At 62.0% G+C, this 20096-nt stretch carries 18 protein-coding genes; 11 read left to right on the forward strand and 7 right to left on the reverse strand.

Annotation, left to right across the window (positions count from 1 at the left end):
* The first annotated feature begins 5 nt into the window (after positions 1-5).
* The 5 genes from NDN16_RS10515 to NDN16_RS10535 all read left to right on the forward strand — a co-directional run bounded on the left by NDN16_RS10515 (position 6) and on the right by NDN16_RS10535 (position 5393).
* The gene (locus NDN16_RS10515; RefSeq protein WP_251113574.1) at positions 6-2630 is read left to right on the forward strand and encodes a tape measure protein; all 2625 of its coding nucleotides are present in this window, start codon (positions 6-8) and stop codon (positions 2628-2630) included.
* Between the two features lie 213 nt (positions 2631-2843).
* Positions 2844-3773, forward strand: a complete 930-nt coding sequence (locus NDN16_RS10520; RefSeq protein ID WP_251113575.1) for a hypothetical protein — start codon at positions 2844-2846, stop codon at positions 3771-3773.
* 153 nt (positions 3774-3926) lie between these two features.
* A complete protein-coding gene (locus NDN16_RS10525) occupies positions 3927-4190 on the forward strand; it encodes a hypothetical protein (RefSeq protein WP_251113576.1) in 264 nt (87 codons plus the stop codon).
* A gap of 109 nt (positions 4191-4299) precedes the next feature.
* Complete coding sequence (locus tag NDN16_RS10530) at positions 4300-4812, forward strand: hypothetical protein (RefSeq protein WP_251113577.1); 513 nt, start codon at positions 4300-4302, stop codon at positions 4810-4812.
* A 155-nt stretch (positions 4813-4967) separates the two neighbouring features.
* Positions 4968-5393, forward strand: coding sequence for a hypothetical protein (locus NDN16_RS10535; protein ID WP_251113578.1), 426 nt, complete (start codon positions 4968-4970; stop codon positions 5391-5393).
* A gap of 523 nt (positions 5394-5916) precedes the next feature.
* Here the strand turns inward: NDN16_RS10535 and NDN16_RS10540 are convergent.
* Positions 5917-7614, reverse strand: a complete 1698-nt coding sequence (locus tag NDN16_RS10540; RefSeq protein ID WP_251113579.1) for a P-loop ATPase, Sll1717 family — start codon at positions 7612-7614, stop codon at positions 5917-5919.
* Positions 7615-8030: 416 nt separating this feature from the next.
* Between NDN16_RS10540 and NDN16_RS10545 the strand changes: the two genes are divergently transcribed.
* The 3 genes from NDN16_RS10545 (at position 8031) to poxB (ending at position 11313) form a co-directional block, all read left to right on the forward strand.
* Entirely contained in the window at positions 8031-8378 is a 348-nt protein-coding gene (locus NDN16_RS10545; RefSeq protein WP_251113580.1) for a hypothetical protein, read from the forward strand.
* Between the two features lie 178 nt (positions 8379-8556).
* Positions 8557-9426: a glyoxalase III HchA gene (hchA, locus tag NDN16_RS10550; protein ID WP_251113581.1), complete on the forward strand. Its 870-nt coding sequence runs from the start codon at positions 8557-8559 to the stop codon at positions 9424-9426.
* A 156-nt stretch (positions 9427-9582) separates the two neighbouring features.
* Positions 9583-11313 (forward strand): ubiquinone-dependent pyruvate dehydrogenase, encoded by a 1731-nt coding sequence (poxB, locus tag NDN16_RS10555; protein WP_251113582.1) that lies wholly within the window; start codon positions 9583-9585, stop codon positions 11311-11313.
* Between the two features lie 9 nt (positions 11314-11322).
* On the opposite strand, the gene NDN16_RS10560 is transcribed toward poxB, so the two are convergent.
* Together NDN16_RS10560 and NDN16_RS10565 are read right to left on the reverse strand one after the other, a co-directional pair.
* On the reverse strand, positions 11323-12099 hold the full coding sequence (locus NDN16_RS10560) for an SDR family NAD(P)-dependent oxidoreductase (protein ID WP_251113583.1): 777 nt from the start codon (positions 12097-12099) through the stop codon (positions 11323-11325).
* Positions 12077-12586: a 2,4'-dihydroxyacetophenone dioxygenase family protein gene (locus NDN16_RS10565; protein WP_251113584.1), complete on the reverse strand. Its 510-nt coding sequence runs from the start codon at positions 12584-12586 to the stop codon at positions 12077-12079. The genes NDN16_RS10560 and NDN16_RS10565 overlap by 23 nt, the downstream gene beginning before the upstream one ends.
* A 104-nt stretch (positions 12587-12690) precedes the next feature.
* Between NDN16_RS10565 and NDN16_RS10570 the strand changes: the two genes are divergently transcribed.
* The 3 genes from NDN16_RS10570 to NDN16_RS10580 all read left to right on the forward strand — a co-directional run bounded on the left by NDN16_RS10570 (position 12691) and on the right by NDN16_RS10580 (position 14670).
* Positions 12691-13473, forward strand: coding sequence for an SDR family oxidoreductase (locus NDN16_RS10570; protein ID WP_251113585.1), 783 nt, complete (start codon positions 12691-12693; stop codon positions 13471-13473).
* A gap of 65 nt (positions 13474-13538) precedes the next feature.
* Positions 13539-14024 carry a GNAT family acetyltransferase gene (locus NDN16_RS10575; RefSeq protein WP_251113586.1) on the forward strand — a complete coding sequence of 162 codons (486 nt, stop codon included), beginning with the start codon at positions 13539-13541 and terminating at the stop codon, positions 14022-14024.
* On the forward strand, positions 14008-14670 hold the full coding sequence (locus tag NDN16_RS10580) for an endonuclease III domain-containing protein (RefSeq protein WP_251113587.1): 663 nt from the start codon (positions 14008-14010) through the stop codon (positions 14668-14670). The genes NDN16_RS10575 and NDN16_RS10580 overlap by 17 nt, the downstream gene beginning before the upstream one ends.
* Before the next feature lie 12 nt (positions 14671-14682).
* Here the strand turns inward: NDN16_RS10580 and NDN16_RS10585 are convergent, their stop codons facing one another.
* The 4 genes from NDN16_RS10585 to oiaX form a co-directional block, all read right to left on the reverse strand.
* Positions 14683-15753 carry a linear amide C-N hydrolase gene (locus NDN16_RS10585; protein ID WP_251113588.1) on the reverse strand — a complete coding sequence of 357 codons (1071 nt, stop codon included), beginning with the start codon at positions 15751-15753 and terminating at the stop codon, positions 14683-14685.
* A gap of 230 nt (positions 15754-15983) precedes the next feature.
* Positions 15984-17297 carry an MFS transporter gene (locus NDN16_RS10590; protein WP_251113589.1) on the reverse strand — a complete coding sequence of 438 codons (1314 nt, stop codon included), beginning with the start codon at positions 17295-17297 and terminating at the stop codon, positions 15984-15986.
* Positions 17298-17374: 77 nt separating this feature from the next.
* A complete protein-coding gene (locus NDN16_RS10595; RefSeq protein WP_251113590.1) occupies positions 17375-18703 on the reverse strand; it encodes a four-carbon acid sugar kinase family protein in 1329 nt (442 codons plus the stop codon).
* 23 nt (positions 18704-18726) lie between these two features.
* Positions 18727-19998, reverse strand: coding sequence for a 3-oxo-isoapionate-4-phosphate decarboxylase OiaX (gene oiaX, locus NDN16_RS10600; RefSeq protein WP_251113591.1), 1272 nt, complete (start codon positions 19996-19998; stop codon positions 18727-18729).
* Between the last annotated feature and the right edge of the window lie 98 nt (positions 19999-20096).

Raw genomic sequence — 20096 nt, forward strand, 5'->3', positions numbered from 1 at the left:
GCCTCATGTCCCGCGATACAGAACAGCTTGTCGTCACGCTCGAAGCGCGCGTTAACGATTTCCAGCGCCAGATGCAGCGTGCCGAACGACGCGCCAGCCAGAGCTTCGGCACGATGGAGCGCCGCGCGCAACAGGCCGGCAAGAGGATGGAGGACTCGCTTCGCTCATCCACGGCGAACATAAATCGCCTTCTCAGCGGCCTTGGCGTCGGCATCTCCCTCAACGAGCTTCGCAACCTTGCCGAGACTTGGACGGACCTGACCTCGCGCGTCAACATCGCGGCAGGCTCGCAGGAACAGGGCGCGGCTGTCATGGCTCGCGTCTCCCAAATTGCCCGGCGCACCTATTCCGACCTTAGTCAGACGGCAAACGCCTACGTGGCGAACAGCCAAGCTCTGAAAGACCTCGGCTATTCCACGCAGACGCAGCTTGATTATACCGAAGCCCTGAACAATGCGCTTGTCGTCTCGAACGCGAAGGGGCAGCAGGCCGAAAGCGTCATGGACGCCCTGTCGAAGGCTATGGCGAATGGCGAGCTTCGCGGCGATAACCTGAATACCGTGATCGGGACAGGCGGGCGCGTAGCGCAGGCCCTCGCCGATGGCCTTGGCGTCACCGTCACAGAACTGCGTGCCCTCGGGCAGCAGGGCAAGCTTACCAGCGACGTTGTGGTGAAAGCCCTTACCGGCGAGCTTGGCAAGCTTCGCGAGGAAGCCGAATCCATGCCGGCGACTATCTCGGACGCCCTTGTGCTCTTGCGTAACAGCCTGACGCAGTATGTCGGCAAGCTCAACGAAGCGAACGGCGTCACGTCCATCTTCTCGGACGGCATCATTCTCGTCGCCGACAATATCGAGACGATCGCGGCCGGCGCAGCTACGGCCGGCCTTGTGATCAGCGGGAAATACGTGCCGGGTTTGGTGCGCGCCACGGCAGCACAGGCAGCCATGATCGCGACGAACCCGTTCCTGTTGCTTGTATCGGCCATCGGCGCTGCCACGTTCGCCCTCTCGGCCTTCGGCGACCAGATCACGCCGATTGAAGGCGATCTTGCGAACATGCAGGACTATGCCGGGGCGGCTTGGACCGCGATCAAGGAAGGTGCTTACGCGGCGGGCACTGGCATCAACGATACCCTCGTTACTGCCATCAACTTCATCTCGGAAGCCATCGGCGGGGCTGAAGTCTCGTTCGGCGACCTCGCTGATTTCGTGAAGTCCGTCACCAACCAGATCATCGGCGAGCTTGGCCTCGTCTATGATACCGTCCGCATTGCGTTCACGAAGCTGCCCGGCGCGGTCGCAGAGGCAGTCGTCAACGCAATGAACAGCATGATCGCCGGGATTGAAAGCGGCCTGAATGGCGTTGTCGAGGCGGTAAACAGCACGATCACCAGCATCAACAGCGTCGGCGAGCGCGTCGGCGTCTCCCTTGGCACTATCAGTTCCGTCACCCTCGGCCGCATCACGAACGCCTATGAAGGTGCTGGCGCTGCCGCAGGCGAAGCGTTTGCCGATGCCATGCGAAACGCCGGTAATGATCATGTCGGCGCAGCCCTTGGAGCATGGCGCAACGCTGCCAACCAGCGCGCACAGGATCGCCTCGCAAACCAGCCCGAAGCGCCGCAGATCGATAGCGAGGATAACCCTGTCGCCCGTGCCCGACCCGGTAGCGGCAAGGGATCAGGCGGTGGCGGCTCGGGCCGTGGTGGACGCGGACGCGGCGGTAGGGGTGGTGAGAATGAGTTCGACCGACAGGTAGGCCAGATCAACGAGCGCATTGCCGCGCTCAAGATGGAAACCGAAGCCCGGCGCGGCCTCACTGGCACCTTGGACCAGCAGGACGCAGCATTGGAGCGCGCACACCTTCGTCATGAGCTTCTCGTTGCAGCCCAAAAGGCCGGCCTCGCCATCACGCCGGAACTGGAAAACCGTATCAACGCGCTCGCCGACGCCTATAGCTCGGCTTCGCTTGAGGCCCAGGCACTTGCCAAATCGCAAGAGGATGCAGCCCAGCGCGCCGATGAGTTCAAGTCCATGTCGTCGGACCTGTTGAAGGGGTTCGTCTCGGACCTGCGCAGCGGCAAGGGGCCGCTCGACGCGCTCCTGTCCGGTCTCGACAAAATCGCCGACAAGCTCCTCGACATGGCGTTGTCCAATCTGTTCGAAAACGCGCTCGGCGGCCTCGGGGGTGGATTGTTCGGTAAGCTCTTCGGCTTTGCTAATGGCGGCGAGGTGAAAGGCTACGCCACTGGTGGGCATGTGCGCGGTCCGGGCACCGGGCGCAGTGACAGCATCCCGGCCATGTTGAGCAACGGCGAGTATGTCATCAACGCACGCTCGACCGCGAAGCACCGCGCCTTGTTGGACGCGATCAACAGCGGCACCCTGCCGGCGTTCGCAGACGGCGGGCCTGTCGGACGTGCGCGGAAGGTGGGCAACGCGGGGGCGGCGAGCGCCGGGCAAAGTATCACGATTGCGCCCGCGATTACCGTAAACGCCAATGGCGGCACGCCGGAACAGAATGCGGACCTCGCGCGCCAGACCGCGAAAGCTGCCGAAAACTCCATCCGCGCGATTGTTCAGCAGGAGTTTCGCAGCGCGACCAGACCGGGCGGAATCCTTCGCTGACGATAGCGCTTCCCTCCCGGACTCCCCCTGTGTCATAATCGTAGCGCACACAACACATCGGGCGAGCGGCAGAGGAAGTCACTCGCGGACATAAGAAACCCCACCACGAGTCTTTGCGGGATCGTGATGGGGCTAACAATGCTGTTTTGATAGGATTAATATAACGTGCTGTGTGTAAATGATCAACCATTATCGTCTAGCGAAATCGATGAATTGTTCGCTGAGTTCTATCGTGACGATTTTGGCAGTCTGGTAAATCCCGAAGCCTCAGAATCACGCCCGACGCCGAGCCTTGAAGGCCCGCAAGCCGGGGCTTTGGGCCATCTTGCCCCAGCGCCCGCATGTGACGAGACTTTAGTATGGGAAACTCCTGTCTCCACTAACAACCCTCCATCTACCAACACGCTGACAGAGACGCACACCCACGCAGACACCGTTCAAGAAACACTTGCGAACACGCTCACGGAAAAATCGTCGGCGCGCGCCAGCATCCATTCGTCCCCGTCTGTCCCTGACCTGAAAGACGTCCGCGAACGCGCCGACAACTGGCTCGCGTCACAGTCGAAGACATTCCAATCGAAGCAGAAGAATCGCCAAACGCTCATACAAGCCCAAGAGGCGCTTTCTACACGCTGGCGCGACCTCAGCGGCCCAACTCGCGCAAACGCTCTCACACGGGCCTGTATGGCAGCCGGCGAGACGTATCCTTTCACGCTGAACTTGAACCCTGCGACTGAGAAGGCCGCGCTCGCATCCGGCGCACCGCACACCTACCTCGCCAAGCGTATCACGCGGCACCTCAAGCCTATCCTCGGCGAACCTCTGTTCTGGATCGTCACGGAACAGGCCCAGAACACCGATCGCTCAGCACGTCTTCACGTCCATGGCTGCATCCGCGCCGACGAAGAGACCCTCCCGGCCGTTCGTGAGGCGCTACGCAAAGCAGGCGGCGAATGGGAACAGCACCGGCAGTTTCAGGCGCATATCCTCAAGGACGCGCCTGATTTTGGATGGCACGAGTATGTCAGCAAAGAAACCAAAACGTTCGCCGCGCCGCTCATAGCCAAACAACGTGCTCAGGCTATCCACGACGGGAAACGCGCCAGACGGAAAGCATACCGCGATCCCGCACCTAGATCATGAGCTTCCCGGCACACCAACTTCTATTCATTTATCATAAGTCATTTTTTACTTATCTTATTTTATTTAAATAACTTCTTGCGTTCTGTCACGACCTGAATCAGAATCACAAATGCGCCGAATGGCTCGGCGCTTGATCCTCCCTGAGTATTCAACGTGACAACCATCGAGTTCCCGGAACTGCCCGACCAACAGTATGAATCCATTGTCAGCCTTCTCCTGAAAACGGCGCACGCGCTCAACAGGCGCTCCATGCTCGACGCCGCAGACGTGCGCGGCTTCCTTGCCGAGATGAGCATCTTTCCGATCAGCTCAAGCGAAGTCTGCGAGGCCCTGACGCCCGCCCCGGCCGACATTGGCAAGAGCCTGACGCCTACGCCGAAGCACACTCTCTCGAACGCGCTCTATCGGCTCGTGTAGCTGCGTCCGGCAGACACCTCCATTCGCCGGCCCGAAAATATTTGCCCCGCCCTACTTGCGATCCGGTTTTGGTTACAATAGATGTAACTGTAGCGAGCAAGGAGGTTTTATGGCGCTGACATCGGCACAGAAGCAGCAGCGATTTCGCGAAAGGCAGAAAGCCAAGGAGGACGCGGAGGCCGCCGAGATGGCGACTTACATTCGTCGCCCCTTCTCGGAATTCTTCACCGAGCACAAGGACCACGACTGGAACAGTTCAGTCGAGGAAATGGCCGACCACGCCGGCCTAATTCTTCCGAACCTCGAAAGCGAGGAGTTCAAGGAGTTCGAGGAAAACCACCTAGCTGATTTTGAGTGGGCTAATCGCGGGGCAATGACCCGCGCGATGCTTCTGCGCGCAGCGTTCTATGAAGGTTATCGCGTGCTAACGGACATGCTCAACCAGTATCAGCGCGAAGAGATAGAGGCGCGTATCGCCGAGATCGAAGCGGCTGACCTGTCAGACCCGGCCGTTAAGAAGCAGGCACTCGGCGAGATCGTGAAGCTCAACAAGCTTCTCGACAAGCTCAAGAAGACCGAGCGGCTGTCGTTCCCATACATGGAACACAAGCTACTCGGCTAACCGCAGCGAACCGAAGCAAGAGATTCCAACCGACGCGGCTCCAACCGCGCCGGAAGGATAAGCCACGCCTCGGCGTGGAATGCAGGCCCGCGCAATGGCTTAGGAACCGCGCGGGAACGTCAACAGGCCGATACGGCCGATGAAAGGGCAATAACATGCGCAAGCGCACCACATCAAATGATATCACCGGCCGCGACGGCTACATTGTTACACAGGCGTTGATCTACGCAATCGCGCATATTCAAAATCTTCCGGAAGAAGATCAGGAATGGGCAAATATGCGCGACATGTGCAGGCTCGTGCGGGCTTCGACGTCTCCGTTCATTCCGCAGTTCATGCTTAGCGTCAAAAATCACACCGGCACGCTTCCGAACCTCTGGCCGGAGGAAGAGGGCGACTTGTCTGCCTCGGAGCTTACGGCGCGTGACGAGTTTCAAGCAGAGTTGGCCGCGTTTGAAGAGCGGATGAATTTGCTCAGCAAGGGAGCCTACGCGCTCATGACGACCAACGATGGAACTGCGCAGGTGATGGGGGATGACGGGCGCGGAAGACTCGACGCCTACCTCCTGCCGGCCGGCTGATGCCAATCTGCCCTGACGAGTGTCGTCAGGGCAGCCCTGCCAAAAGATCCATCTACAGAAGGATTACCGCACATGAATTTGCGGGACAAACAGTCGTGCGCCATTTGCAGCGCCAGCCCAAGCCAAGTAATCAGCCTTTCTTCCCATCCATCGCGCGGCGGTCATGCTCCCAGTGCAGTTCGCGGCCTCTTCGTCGATCTCGTCGAAGCCTACGCAATTGGACACGCCATGACGATTTGGGAGCATCGCAAACTCCGCGAACTGACCGGTAAGTTATGGAATTGCACTGATGCACTTCCCTGGCATTTGTATGGAGATATCGAAGCACTACAGTGCACAGTAGAAAAGATGCCTACGACCTACGCTCAAGCTGCTCGCTTCATACGCCAGCGGATGCTAAGAGACCGGCCGCGCATTCGTATACAAGCTGTGAGCCGGCCGCTTGCGCCTTGATCGACCTTAAGAGGTTTCGCTCTTGAGCAAGCCCTTACCTGACTCTCGCTACAAGCCCTGAATGCGGAACCTAACGCCCGATCCGAGGCTGCCGCTTTCCCCGTATATCCTCGATAACCTGCTCTCCCTGAACATTAAGCGCCCTATGCAGCATCGGATGGAGATGGACTTTTGTTTCTAGGTCAATCGTTTCCGGATTGATCACCGGCACGTCTTTATATGCGTAGATGTAGCGCTCCCCCGCTGATGTCTTCACGCCGACTGCACCAATTCGATACAGCTCGCTGACCAGCATTCGACATGTATGCATTACGGCTGCCTCGGTCCCGTTAGCGAGGTAAGCATCAACTGCCTTTTTGATCGGGTCGGTTCGCGAAGTTATTCTCTGATCAACTTCCAGAACGAAGTCGTCAAAAAACTCTTTGGCCGCAATCTCGGCTGACTTAAATCGCCCCCTTCGATTTGCCAGTAGGCGGAACGCAACCTCTAACGAAGGAAAGGCGCTCTGCCATTCGTGGATAAGCGCCTGCATTCTTATCCGCGAGTATTCCGACTCGGCTTCCTTCACGATCTTCTGCGTAACTTCCGTTGCGCCTTGAGCGCGTTCCAGACATTCATTGATGAATGAAATGACGTCTCTAGGGCGATGCAATGTCCTTTCAATGATATAATCAATAGGATCTTTCCCAGCGACCTTGCTTTTAAATATGTCGTCAAAATGGACGTCCTTCGAGGTATACTTCCTTTTATAAAGTGAGTTAATCCGCTTCGCGACAAGCTCCTTCAATTGCTCTGGCGACCAGACTATCCGAAGGAAATAATCGTCGTATTTCTCGCGCTGAAAACCAGCGTCTTGATTTTCCTGAACAACTCTCTCAATGACGTCCTCTCGGATTGCCACGACAATCTTCAAATTTGGTATCTTGTTGAATGACCTTAGGCATTCGATGAGAGCGCGAATAAGATCAAAACGAATTTCCTCATCGACCCACTTCTCGTCCAATCTGTCAATGATAATGTAGTATTGTTGAGCGTATTTTTCGCTTTGATGAGCTGTAGACAATAGTTCTAGAACACGGTTCAGTTCTGCCAGCTGAGAAGCGTTTACAATCTTCTTAGCACGCGCGACAAACTCAGAGCGTTTCTCACCACTTAGGGTTCGCGCGTATCCTGCCCGTGTAGTAAATTTATGCAGCTCTGCGCCAAACTCAAGGCCGACTTTCGACTCTAATTTTGAAGTGACCTCTTTAATATTCTCGTCCATTGTAATAAAAAAACGATTTGACCATTCTTCAAGATACTTAAGTGCAGATTGCTTTCGACCATCCGAAGAAAATATGTCACGCAGCCATTCGAATAAGTTTCTTGATGCCTCTTTGTTTTGAACGCCGTATCGAAGCCTTATGAACTCTAAGCACAAAACGTGCTTCCAGAGAGCCTGAAAAAACAAGTCCAGATCTACATCAAGTGAGTTCAAAAAGCGAATGATATCAGAGTTTGCAACATAATTCATAGAGAGATCAGAAAGATCAACAGAAGATGTAGTCTTTTGATATTGCTTTTCTATCATCTTGGCTATGGCTGTTTTGCCTCCACCGGTCCGAGCGGTGATAAACATGCGCGAGTTATTCGTCTCGCGAGCCACCGAATACGCGGGATGGTCTACAAAACAATCGAACAAAAACTCATTATCTTCTTCGGCCGCCATGTTACCAATTGTCGTATCTGGCCGGATTACAACTGGATTATTTCTTAAGTCCTTGGCCATAGCCGCTCCGCGCTACCCTGATATGTTAAAAATTCCGGCGAATCATATGACCTAAAATAATACTACGTTTGCCTGCGGTCCGCTCAAGCGGGCCGCAAGCGGATTTTCCCCTTGCAACTCCTGGGCGCTACCCCGTGCGCAGTCGCAGGCGTTACCGAATTGGCTGGTTACGACGTTACAAAGGGATTGCTAACCTGTTGATTGAATTATAATTAGTCAGACTTCAATCCTCTCTCGCAGCACCATCCTATCCTTTTGAACCGTGACGGTCAGGAGCTTCGGTCCAGCACGCGGCCGGGCGGCATCCTTCGCTGATTATTATTGGCGAATGCGAATGATCACAGCGTTTGCAGATCCGATGATCCCCTGTCATCATGAGGTGCCGATCTGGCGATGCCCATACGTAAGACAGGCTGATGCAGGCCATTAAACATCTTGTGCAAAACCGAATAGTGTGCGCGTTGGTGGCTCTGATAGTCCCGGCTGTTGTTCTGTTTATAGCCAGCAGTGACATCATCTTAAGTCCAGCCTTCCGATTGGCTTTGATTATTCCGGGTGGCTTACTCGGAATGGCCGTCTCGTTAGTGATCTATCCGTTTGCGATGGCGTTTTACGACTCTGGATCGATGGATGGGGATGAGGGTCCGGCATTCTACATCGCGATCAGTTCTCTTTGCGGGATCGCGTTCTGGTGGTTCATCGGCTACGTTACGCTGATACTCCTTAGAAAGCGCATTGGCGGGACTTGGACGAAAAAGGCGTAATGCCTGCCCACTAAAATCACATGAGCACGCGGCGAGCCGCCGCTTTCGCATTCTCACGATCGTTGACGACTGCACGCGCGGGACGAGTTGCTGATGCGGAGCTCGTGGTCGGGGAAATCTCTCCGTTTGTCTTGCGACGGCCCCAGCCTACCTTTGGCTGTGTCAACGGAGACCGATCATGCACATCCTACCCCTGAGCAAGGATCCCCAACCGGACGAGGCGGAGTTCAACGCCTTCTTCCCTTCGAAGTTCTCGTTGAAGGAGTTCACCAGCGCCAAGAGCGACCTCGAGGGTGCCGATTATCCGCAACCCTACCGCGGCAAGCGTCGCATCCTCGTCATCGGTACGGACGAGCGCTATCTGCGAATGGAGAACGGCACCCTGTTCTCGACCGGCAACCATCCGGTCGAGACGCTCGTGCCGATGTATCACCTGCACAAGGCCGGATTTGAGTTCGACATCGCGACGGTTTCGGGCAATCCCGTCAAGTTCGAGTTCTGGGCCATGCCGAACGAGGACGAGGCGATCACCGGTCTTCACAAAGCCTATCTCGATCGTTTTCTCAGCCCCCTCAAATTGTCGGACGTGGCCGCAACGCTGGGTGCGGACACCGACTATGCAGCGATCTTCATTCCCGGCGGACACGGCCCCCTGGCCGGCCTGCCCTTCAGCGACGACGTCGCATCGACGATCCGCTGGGCGTTCGACAACGATCGCCACCTGATCTCCATCTGCCACGGCCCTGCCGCCTTCCTGGCCTGCGCCAGGGACGGAAACTCGGGAGAGTTCCCATTTGCCGGCTACACGATCACCGCGTTTCCGGATGCCGCGGACGCGATGACGCCGGACATCGGGTACATGCCGGGCCATCTGACGTGGAAGTTCGGCGAGAAACTGAAGGCCCTGGGCGTGACGATCGCCAATTCGGAGCCCGATAATTCGGTCCATAAGGACCGCAAGCTCCTGACGGGCGCAAGCCCGTTTGCGGCAAACGAGCTCGGCAAGCTGGCTGCAAGGACACTCCTTGACGAGGTTGGACCACACTGACCAAAGGCGGTGCGGCGTCGGAGGCGAGGCCTGCGCGCCGCACCGCCAGCTCTTCCAGTTCTGCATGCCTGACGCGTAAAACCATCACGTGCGGAGACTTTTCATCTCTGCTCTGCGCGCCACTTGCTCCTTCATTCGCATGAAGGAGATCGCATCATGGCCAGGACGGTAGCGGACCTCGTGGTTGAAACGCTGGTATCGGCGGGAGTGTCGCGCATCTGGGGCGTCACGGGAGACAGCCTGAACGCCATAAACGACAGCCTCCAGCGATCCGGCTCCATCGCGTGGATGCATGTCCGCAACGAAGAGGCCGGCGCTTTCGCCGCCGGGGCGGAGGCGCACGCGACGGGCAAGCTGGCCGTCTGCGCCGGCAGCTGCGGACCGGGGAATCTCCACCTCATCAACGGTCTCTACGATTGCCACCGCAACCGGGTGCCGGTGCTGGCGATCGCCTCGCATATCCCGTCTTCGGAGATCGGCCTGAACTATTTCCAGGAAACGCATCCGACCGACATTTTCCGCGAGTGCAGCCACTTCGTCGAACTCGTCACGGATCCGCGCCAGATGCCGGAAGTCCTGCACCGGGCCATGCGTGCGGCCATCGGCCAGCGTGGTGTCGCCGTGATCGTGCTTCCGGGTGACGTCACGCTCAAGCCCGCCGCCGGCGGGCGCATGCCGCCCTTCGCCGCGATGGAGCCGCCGGTGGCGACGCCGGACGATGCGACCTTGCGCCGGCTGGCGCTGATGCTCAATGCCGCACCCGCCGTTACGCTTTTGTGCGGCAGCGGCTGTGCCGGCGCCCATGGCGACGTGGTCGCGCTGGCCGAGGCGCTGCAAGCGCCCATCGTTCATGCCTTTCGCGGCAAGGAGCATGTCGAATGGGATAATCCGTACGATGTCGGCATGACGGGGCTGATCGGCTTTTCTTCCGGGTATCACGCCATGATGGAGTGCGACGCCCTGCTGATGCTGGGGACGGATTTCCCCTACCGGAACTTCTATCCGGCGGGAGCGAAGATCGGCCAGGTCGATATCGACCCCCAGGCGCTGGGCCGCCGCGTGCCGCTGGACGTCGCGGTGCTTGGCGACGTGGGCGAGGCCGCCAGGCGTCTGCGTGGCATGATAGAGCCGAATCGCGACGCCGGCTTCCTCGACTCGGCCCGCGCCCATTACCGCAAGGCACGCGAGGGGCTCGACGATCTGGCAACGCCCTCCGCGTCGGGCAAGCCGCTGCACCCGCAATACGTGACAAAGGTGCTGGACCGGCTGGCCGACGACGACGCCGTCTTTACCGCCGATGTCGGCACGCCCGTCGTCTGGGCGGCGCGCTACCTGCGTATGAACGGCAAGCGGCGGCTGATCGGCTCATTCAACCACGGCTCCATGGCCAACGCCATGCCGCAGGCCATCGGCGCGCAGGCGGCCTTTCCCGGGCGGCAGGTGATTTCCATGTCGGGCGATGGCGGCTTCACCATGCTGATGGGCGACGTGCTGACGCTTTCCCAGCACGATCTGCCGGTGAAGATCATCCTCTTCAACAACGGTCAGCTCGGCTTCGTGGCGATGGAGATGAAGGCGGCCGGTTATCTCGATACCAACACGTCGCTGCACGGGGCCGACTTCGCGGCGCTGGCCGAGGCGGTGGGCATACGCGGATTGCGCGTGCGCGATTCGGCCTCGCTGGAAAGCATTCTCGCGGAAGCGCTGGCCCATCCCGGGCCGGTGCTGGTGGACGTGCCCATCGAGTCGCAGGAACTGGTGATTCCACCGAAGATCAAGGCGGAGCAGGCGAAGGGGTTCAGCCTCTATGCCCTGAAGGCCGTGTTGAGCGGGCGCGGCGACGAGGTGCTGGAACTGGCGAGCGCCAATCTCTTGCGCCGGCGGTAAGCCGGCCGCTCAGACGCAGAGATAGCCGCCGTCGATGGGCAGGATCGTTCCCGTGACATAGGCGGCGAGGGGCGAGGCAAGGTAGAAGACGCCGCCGACCAGGTCTTCCGGCTCGCCCCAGCGCTTCAGCGCGGTGCGCTGCTCGATGGCGGCACTGCGCTCCTTGTCGGCGGTCAGTCCCTCGGTCAGGGGGGTCCGGATCCAGCCCGGCGCGATCGCGTTCACGCGGATGGCGTCCGGCGCGTAGGCGATGGCGAGCGAGCGCGTCAATTGCGCGATGCCGCCCTTGCTGGCCGAATAGCCCGGCACCAGCCCGCCTCCGAAATAGGACAGCATCGACGCGGTGTTGACGATGGATCCGCCCTGCCGCGCCAGAAGCGGCCGGGCGCCCGCCGCCATGCGCATGCTGCCGTTGAGGTTGATATCCACCACCTCGGCGAACACCTCCGGATCCAGTTCCGCGCCGCGCCGGATGATGCCGGCGCAATTGACCAGGATATCGAGGGCATCGAGCCCCGCGAAGAAGGCGCTGACCGCACCCGCGTCGCGCACGTCGAGCGCCTCGAGGCGGGCGCCTGTCAATATCGGGTCGGCCTCTGCGCGGGCGATGTCGGCCTCGCCCGCGCCGGTGCAGGTCACGCGCGCACCCGCCGCCAGGAAGGCCGAGGCGACCGCGGCGCCGATGCCGGACGTGCCGCCCGATACGAGCACATGCCGCCCGCCGGCCCAACCGGAGGCCCAGCCATGCGCCGCGCGCAACGCCTCAGCGGACGAACTGGTCGACATAGTCGCTCCCAAGGCCGACCTTTTCGTAGTGGGCGCGGCACATGTCGATCTTGGTGAACACGTCCTCGAAGCCGACATGCCGGTCGTTTTCGTCCAGATAGACCATGCAGCCGGTGATGTTGAAGAAGGTGATCATTTCAGGCACGTCTTCCGGCACGGTCAGCGTGTGGATTTCGCCCGGCGGCTCCATGACGTAGGAGCCTTCGGTCGCTACCCAGTCATGCTCCAGGTAATGCCATCTGCCCTTCAGCACAAAGCCGTGCACGGGGTTGGGGTGAAGGTGCCGCGACAGGACGCCCGACTTGCGCACCCGCAGGAGGTTGCACCATTGCCCGGCCAGCGTGTTCAGCATCAGGGGACGAAACCAGACGTCCGGCGCTTGCGGGACCCAGACGCGCTCGTCGTCCGGAACGGCCGGTACGACGATCTCGTGCGGGGCAAGCCGGTGTGTCGTGCCCTTCATGTCGCGATAGAAACTGCTGTTCATCCTCGCTTGTCCTCCCTCGGCGCGGATGGTGCCGGCTTGCTGCCGACTTGATTCCCAAGTCGAACTTACGATCAATGGTCGCAACGAGGGAAGGGGACCAACGCATGGATCTTGGAATCGCCGGCCGTACGGCCATCGTCTGCGCCTCCAGCAGGGGACTTGGCCGGGCCTGCGCGACGGCGCTGGCACGCGAGGGCGCGCGCGTCGTGATGAACGGCCGCACGCCCGAATCGATCGAGCCCGTGGCGCGCGCCATCGCCGACGAAACGGGGGCCGATATCGTGCCCGTCGCCGGCAATTTGGACGATGCCGGCCTGCGGGCCGAACTGGTGGCGGCTGCCGGCGGGCAGGTCGACCTGCTCGTCAACAACAATGGTGGGCCACCCCTGCGGGATTTCCGCCAGGTGGACGAGGCGGCGATGCTGGCCGGCCTGCAGGCCAACATGATCGCGCCGATCGACCTCGTGCGGCGCGTCATCGACGGCATGGTCGAGCGGCGTTTCGGCCGCATCGTCAACATCACTTCCGCCTCGGTGAAGATGCCGCTTCCCATGCTGGACCTTTCCAGCGGGGCGCGTGCCGGCCTGACAGGTTTTCTGGGCGGCGTGGCGCGGCAAGTGGCCGGGGCCAACGTCACCATCAACTTCCTGCTGCCCGGCGCCTTCGATACGGACAGGCTGAACGGCTCGATGGAGCGGGAAAGCGCGGCGCGCGGGGTCGATAAGGCGCAACTGGAGGACGAGCGTCGCAAGGGCATTCCGGCCGGCCGCTTCGGCACGCCGGAAGAATTCGGCGCGGCCTGCGCCTTCCTGTGCTCGGCACAGGCCGGTTATATCACCGGCCAAAGCCTCCTGATCGATGGCGGCACCTATCCGGGCATCGTCTAACCCTTGCCATCGGACGCGCGTCGCGCACTTATCCGACGTCGCCATGCATTTCCGGGTGAGGTCGCTTGTTCGAGTTCCTGACGCGCGCCGCATTCGGCGTTGCAAGCATCGTTCTCATGCTGCTCGCCGGCGGGCTCATCGTCTATGCGCTGGCGGACGTCTGGCAAAGCTGGACGGTGCCCGACCAGGATGTCGGCCCGGCGCTCCTGGAAGCCGTCGGCTACACCGTCATCGCCATCGCGGTCTTCGACGTCGGCAAGTACCTTCTCGAGGAGGAGGCGATCCGTGGGCGCGAGATGCGGCAGGCGGCCGAGGCACGCCGCAGCCTGACCAAGTTCATCTCCACCATCGTCATCGCGGTGCTGCTGGAGGCGGTCGTGACGGTATTTCAGGCGGGCAAGGAAGACTTCTCCCGCATGGTCTATCCGACGATCCTCCTGTTTGTCGGCGTGCTGCTGTTCGTCGGGCTCGGAGCCTATCAATTACTGAGCGTCAGCGCCGAGTCGCAGGTGAGCGACCCACCCGAAAAAGACGATGAAGGCGCGCTCTGAGCGACTTGCGGCGGCTGAAGTGGACGAGTGCTTCCGCCGGCTGCGGGCGCGGATGCCGGGCCGCATTGCCGGTGCGAAGGGGCCGAAGGGCGAAGCCGACCCCTTCCGGGCGCTGGTGGCCTGCATGCTTTCGGCCCAGAGCCGGGACGCCAACACCCGGCTTGCCGCAGAGGCGCTGTTCCGTCTGGCGGATACGCCCGATGGCATGCTGACGCTGGACGAAGCCGTCATCGCCGACGCGATCCGCCCCTGCGGCCTCTACAATGCAAAGGGACGCAACATCCTGCGGATGGCCGCGGCCCTGTCGGAGCGGCATGGCGGGATGGTGCCGACAACGCGCGAAGGCCTGATGGCGCTGCCCGGCGTCGGCCGCAAATGCGCCGACATCATGCTATCCTTCGTCTACGACCGCCCGGTCATTGCCGTCGATACCCATGTCTTCCGCGTCGCCAACCGACTTGGCCTGGCCTGCGCCACGACTGCCGATCGCACGGCGGACGAGCTTGCCGCCCGTTCGCCCGGATGGGCCTTGCAGGACGGCCATTTCTGGCTGATCCAGTTCGGCAAGGCGGTGTGCCATGCGCGCCGGCCCTCATGTTCCACCTGCTTCCTCTCCGATCTCTGCCTCTGGCGTCGCTCCGATTGACGTGGCTGCTGCTTATTGCAGGCCGAGGAAGTGGAATGGCGCGGCCGGCTGGAAGTCGGCCGTCGCGTCGCCGGAGAAGGTGTGGTCCTGCTGCGGACCGAGGTCCAGACGCTTCACCGGCGCGCCTTCCGAAAAATCGACGGCCTTGAGGTCGACCCAGAACGTGTTGGGCGTCATCGCGGATTCGAAGAAATACAGCCGCTCCTTGTGGTCGTAGACCGTACGCCAGCGGGTCGAGGAAATTTCCGGTTGGTCGGGCGTCGAAATGCCCAATGGCACCGACACGTTGCGGATGACGCCGAAAACGCTGGCGAGCGTCTCCTTGGGCGGGGCAGCCTGCGGGATCGCCCTTATGTAGAAATCGGCCCGTGCGAAGCGGTCCGATGCCCGGTTGGTGCCCGGCAGCATCACCGTGCCGCCGATCTGCGACCAGTAGGAAGCGAGCGCAAGCTGCTCGTCGTAGGTGGGCGAATTCGTCATCACCTGGTACTGGCGTCCGTGATGAACCACCAGCCGCCCGTCGATATACTCGAAGATGGCGCTGTCGCCGGTCGAATCCGACAGGGAGAGATGCAGCGTGGTCAGCCGGTCTTCTCCCGGAACGGCATCCGTGACGACGGTGAAGGGCGGATTACCCATCACCGCCACCGCCTCCGACACGGTCGCGAAATTGTCCAGGGCGTATTGCGCCCATGCGGCAATGGTCAGGCCCGGTTTCGAAGAGGCGTCGAAGGCGGGATATTCGGACTCCGTCAACCACAGAAGGTTTGCCACGAGGCCGCGTTCGTTGACGCCGTCGGTGGTGGATACGTCGTAGCCGGTGGCGACGACCGAGCCGTATCGCGCCGTCCATTCGATCGAATTCTCGCCGGCCTGCCCGTTGCGCGCGATGCCGCGGGGAAGCACGTAGAGATTGGTGCCGATCTCGGCCTTCCAGTCCATGGAGCGCGCCGTAACGACGGCATCGTCGGCGCCGATATAGACGAAACGGGTGCAGGCTAGGGCCGAAGGCGGGGCCGCCAGCGCGGCAAGCGCCAGCGCCGTCGTCAGAAGGATGCGGATGGCGCCTGCGGGTTTAGCCATTGTCGGCCCTTCCGGGAGATGAGGGGTGGTGCGTTGCCGAACTCCGAAAGTCGGATCGTAGAGTAAGGCCGGCTATCCCGCCAGAGCGAGCGAGATGCCGGGCGCGAAGGTCACCAGCAACAATGATGCCTCCCCATGGTCCAACAATGGGACCACGGGGAGGGTATTTCAGCTATGCCTATGGGCGATCAACCAACGGATTTGTGAGCCAGGTGGGATCGCCGTTCGTGTCAGGCGCGGTCCCGGGGCTCATCGAGACGGGACAGCACTGCGAAGGACAGGATGGCGGACAAAAGCATGAAGCCGCCGACAATGGTCATCGGCAAGCCGTAGCCGCCGGTCCAGTCCTTGACCGCGCCGGTGATGTACGGTGCGGCGAAGCCCGCGATGTTGCCCATCGTGTTGATGAGGGCGATGCCCGCGGCCGCCGCCGCCCCGGTCAAGAACCGTGCCGGGAAGGACCAGAAGTTCGGCAGCGCCGAGAAGATGGCGCAGGCCGTCAGCGTGATGACCGCGATGGTCGTGGTGGGCGTCGGCATGGCCAGGGCCAGCGGGATGGAAACCGCGCCCAGCAACGCCGGAAGGCCGATATGCCAGGGGCGCACGCCGCGGCGGGAGGCGTCGCGGCTCCACAAGACGAGGGCGATTGCGGCCGGCAGATAGGGGATCGCCGTGATGAGGCCGCGTTCCATGACCGTGAACCGGGTGCCGAACTCGGCTTCGAAGCCACCGATGATGGTGGGCAGGAAGAAGCCCAGGGCGTAGAGCCCATAGATGAAGCCGAAATAGATCAGCGACAACAGCCACACCCGGCCGCTCATCAACGCCTTGCCCGTATTGCGGCCATGGCTCGCGGCCTTGACCTTGTCTTCCCGCGCAAGTTCTCCGTTCAGCCAGTCGCGCTCCTCCTGCGTCAGCCAGCGCGCGTCGTTCGGCGTGTCCGGCAGGTAGAAGAATGTGATGATGCCGACGATGATGGCCGGCACGGAGACGCCGAAGAACATGATGCGCCAGCCCTCGAGGCCGAAGGCGCCATGCGCTTCGATCAGGGCGGAGGCGATGGGTGCGCCGATCACCGTCGTCAGCGGCTGCGCCACGTAGAAGACGGCCAGCACCTTGGCGCGGTGGCGCGCCGGCACCCACATGGACAGGAACAGGATCGCGCCGGGAAAGAAGCCGGCCTCCGCGACGCCGAGCAGGAAGCGCAGCCAGTAGAGCTGCGTCGCGCTCTGCACGAAGGTGAAGAGCAGCGAGACGATGCCCCAGGTGACCATGATGCGGGCCAGCCATTTGCGGGCGCCGAACTTGTGCAGGGCCAGGTTGCTGGGGATCTCGAGGGCGATGTAGCCGACGAAGAAGATGCCGGCGGCGAAGCCGAACTGCGCGGCCGTCAGCCCCAGATCCTGCGTCATGCCGTTCGGTCCGGCAAAGCCGATGGCCGTGCGGTCGAGGAAGTTGATGAAGAACATCAACCCCAGAAATGGCACGAGACGCCAGGTGATCTTGCCGATCGCCGATGTCTCGACGGAATTGGTCGTTTGCATGCTGTGTCGAACCCCCCAACGAGGAAAAAAGACGGTCTCTTCGGCCGGGCCCCTCGTCCCGGCCGATCGTATCTGCGTCAGCCGCCGTCCCGGATGCGCACGAAGTAGTCGTCATTGCCGACCTGTCCGCCTTTCAGCGCCACTTCGAGCCCGTCGAATGCGGGGTCGGTGCTGTAGGCCGTCGACAAGGGAGAGCCGGGCGTGTCCGCCATCGGCAGGCGCGGCGTCAGCGCAAAGACCGCCAGTTGCCGCAGCGCATGGCTGGACGTATCGCCGCCGGCGATGACGGCACGCTTAAGCCCGGCGCGGCGGACGAGCTCCGCCTGCAGGCGGCCGAGGCCCCGGCCGATGGCGTGACGGGCGCCCGGAGCATCGGCGATCTCGCCGCCGAGATCGCTTTCCGGCCCCATCGCGGTATGGACGATCACGCTGCCACCCTCGGCCAGCGTCGAATGGGCGCGGGCGGCAACGGCCTGTACCGCCGCTTCGTCGCCGGCGACGAGCGCGCGCGGGTCCAGCGCGATGGCCGTAAAACCCAACGTCCCGGCGTGGGCGATCTGCCGTGCGGTTGTGGGCGAGCAGCTACCCGATACCACGGACAAACGCTCCACTGCGGGCAGCGGGTCGAAACGCCCGGCGCCGGACGCCTCGCCGCCCGAGATGAAGGCGTGGGCCAGGGCGTATTCCACGCCGGAGGAGCCGACGACGAAACGACATCCGGCCCTGGCGAGCCTGCGCAACTGCACGCCCGCCGCCGCCTGGCCATGCAGGTCCATGACGTCGATGAACACGCCGCCCGGCTCCCCCGCGATCGCGCGGTCGACGGCTGCGTCCGGGTCCTTGCCGGTCAGCGCGACGGGATCGACGAGGGCGACGGAAAGGGTCGTCTGCGCGGCGAGATGACGGATCAGGTCCGCCTCGTGCATCGGCGTCACCGGATGGCGGCTCATGACGGGATGGCGGTCGATGCGGAAGACCTCGCCGCGATAGGCTGCGAACAGCGTTGCGAAGGCGGTGTAGCGTTTCAGCTGCGGCGCGCCGACAAGGATGGGAACGGGCCTGTCGCCGAAGGCCTTGCGCCCGAGCTCCAGCGCGCGTCCGATATTGCCGGCATGCGGCGCGGAATCGAAGGTAGAGCAGACCTTGTAATGGCATATCTCCGCGCTCTCGGCCGCCAGCGCGGCGAAGACGGGCGGCAGGTTCTCGTCCATCCACTCCGGCGTTTCGCTGCGGCTGGTGCCGGCGATGCCGAGCGCCCGTACGCCGGGGAAGCGTGCACGCTGGTCCGGATCGGGGATATCCAGAAACAGCACCGCCTCGATACCGGAGAGCGCCAGCGCCTCCATGACGTCGGTCGAGCCCGTAAGGTCGTCGCCATACCAGGTCATCAGAAGGGGGGAAGTCATCGTCGGACGTGTCCTTTGTGCGCTCAGGCGCCACCGCCGCTGCCGAAGCGGGCGATGGATCGTGCAAGTTCGGCATGGTCGCGGGCGTAGGTGGCGAGGTCGATGCCGGCCACGGCGGCCTGCCAGGCTTGCTGCACCGCCCGAACGCCGGCGGCCGGCCCGTCGGGGTGGCTGACGACGCCGCCGCCGCAGAGATAGAGAAGGTTGGTCGTGGCCACCGCCTGCCATGTCGCAGGGGCCTGGCCGCCCCACTGGCCGGAGCAGACCACCGGCAAGGGCCTGTCCTCCGGCTTGAAGAGGGGGGTGTCGAGCGCGCGGAACGAGCGGATGAAGCTGTCGTCCGGCTCCCAGTATTTGGCGCCGATGCCGTTGATCTGGAACTGGTCGACACCGAGCAGCCGCCAAAAGGTCTCGTAGACGGAAAAGTCCATGCCGAGGCCGGAGTGCCGGGTCAGGATATCCCATCCGTTGCGATGGGCATGCAGCACGAGCGACGAGCGGCGGCGAAGGAAGGCCATCGCGCCCATGCCGATGGAGTTGATGTTGACGACGGCGGCGTTGCCGCCCGCCCGCGCGACGAGATCGTGGTTCCGCATCATCGTGTCGGGGTCGGTGGCGGTGATACCGAAAGCGACCATCACCTTCTTGCCGGTCTTCTGCTCATGATCCAGCACCACGGGCATGATGGCGGCGATCCGCTCTTCCAGCGGGGAATAGGCCGGGTTCATCAGCTTTTCGTCGTCCTTGATGAAGTCGACGCCGGCCTCCACCAACTCCTTCACCATGGCGGCCGATTCATGCGGCCGAAGTCCGAGCGCCGGCTTGACGATGGTGCCGATGATGGGCCGCCCGTCGACGCCGGTCAGCCGCTTGCTGCCTGCGATGCCGAACTGCGGGCCCGGCCATGCCGCCGCGAAGGCATCCGGCAGCTTCAGCCCGGTGATGCGGATGCCGCTGAACCCCTTTATGGAATAGACGCCGCCGATAGCGATGGTCATCAACGCGGCGAGATCCGTACCCACCGCCTCGATGGGGAAGGCGATGTCGGCCTCGCCCCGATTGAAGGCGGCCGGCCCGGCCAGATCGTCATGGTCGCGGCCGAAAGACGGTTCGCAGACCGGGGCCAGCGGGCGCACCGCGACAACCTCGGCTGCCACACGCGCCTTCAATTCGGGCGTTTCGCCCGGCAGCGGCACGAAGGTGCCGGTGGACTGGTCGCTGGCGATCTTTGCGGCAAGCTTTTCGACGCTGCCCGGCGTCTCGATGCGATAGGTGACGACGATCCTGTCGCTCATGGCGATACGCCCTCATGACTGGAGCGTTTCCAGACGGAAACCGATAGTGGTATGGTGATGACACCAGCGGGGCACGATGCGCCGCGCCGTGCAGGACC

Origin of the sequence: Aureimonas altamirensis, from assembly GCF_023702225.1 — a bacterium.
Taxonomy (GTDB): Bacteria; Pseudomonadota; Alphaproteobacteria; order Rhizobiales; family Rhizobiaceae; genus Aureimonas; species Aureimonas altamirensis_B.

Coding starts and splice junctions, on each gene's coding strand:
- NDN16_RS10590 (WP_251113589.1), bottom strand. CDS start 17,297: ATGCAAACGACCAATTCCGTCGAGACATCGGCGATCGGCAAGATCACC.
- NDN16_RS10540 (WP_251113579.1), bottom strand. CDS start 7,614: ATGGCCAAGGACTTAAGAAATAATCCAGTTGTAATCCGGCCAGATACG.
- NDN16_RS10580 (WP_251113587.1), top strand. CDS start 14,008: ATGAAGGCGCGCTCTGAGCGACTTGCGGCGGCTGAAGTGGACGAGTGC.
- NDN16_RS10570 (WP_251113585.1), top strand. CDS start 12,691: ATGGATCTTGGAATCGCCGGCCGTACGGCCATCGTCTGCGCCTCCAGC.
- NDN16_RS10530 (WP_251113577.1), top strand. CDS start 4,300: ATGGCGCTGACATCGGCACAGAAGCAGCAGCGATTTCGCGAAAGGCAG.
- NDN16_RS10545 (WP_251113580.1), top strand. CDS start 8,031: ATGCAGGCCATTAAACATCTTGTGCAAAACCGAATAGTGTGCGCGTTG.
- NDN16_RS10535 (WP_251113578.1), top strand. CDS start 4,968: ATGCGCAAGCGCACCACATCAAATGATATCACCGGCCGCGACGGCTAC.
- NDN16_RS10560 (WP_251113583.1), bottom strand. CDS start 12,099: ATGTCGACCAGTTCGTCCGCTGAGGCGTTGCGCGCGGCGCATGGCTGG.
- NDN16_RS10595 (WP_251113590.1), bottom strand. CDS start 18,703: ATGACTTCCCCCCTTCTGATGACCTGGTATGGCGACGACCTTACGGGC.
- NDN16_RS10585 (WP_251113588.1), bottom strand. CDS start 15,753: ATGGCTAAACCCGCAGGCGCCATCCGCATCCTTCTGACGACGGCGCTG.
- hchA (WP_251113581.1), top strand. CDS start 8,557: ATGCACATCCTACCCCTGAGCAAGGATCCCCAACCGGACGAGGCGGAG.
- NDN16_RS10565 (WP_251113584.1), bottom strand. CDS start 12,586: ATGAACAGCAGTTTCTATCGCGACATGAAGGGCACGACACACCGGCTT.
- oiaX (WP_251113591.1), bottom strand. CDS start 19,998: ATGAGCGACAGGATCGTCGTCACCTATCGCATCGAGACGCCGGGCAGC.
- poxB (WP_251113582.1), top strand. CDS start 9,583: ATGGCCAGGACGGTAGCGGACCTCGTGGTTGAAACGCTGGTATCGGCG.
- NDN16_RS10515 (WP_251113574.1), top strand. CDS start 6: ATGTCCCGCGATACAGAACAGCTTGTCGTCACGCTCGAAGCGCGCGTT.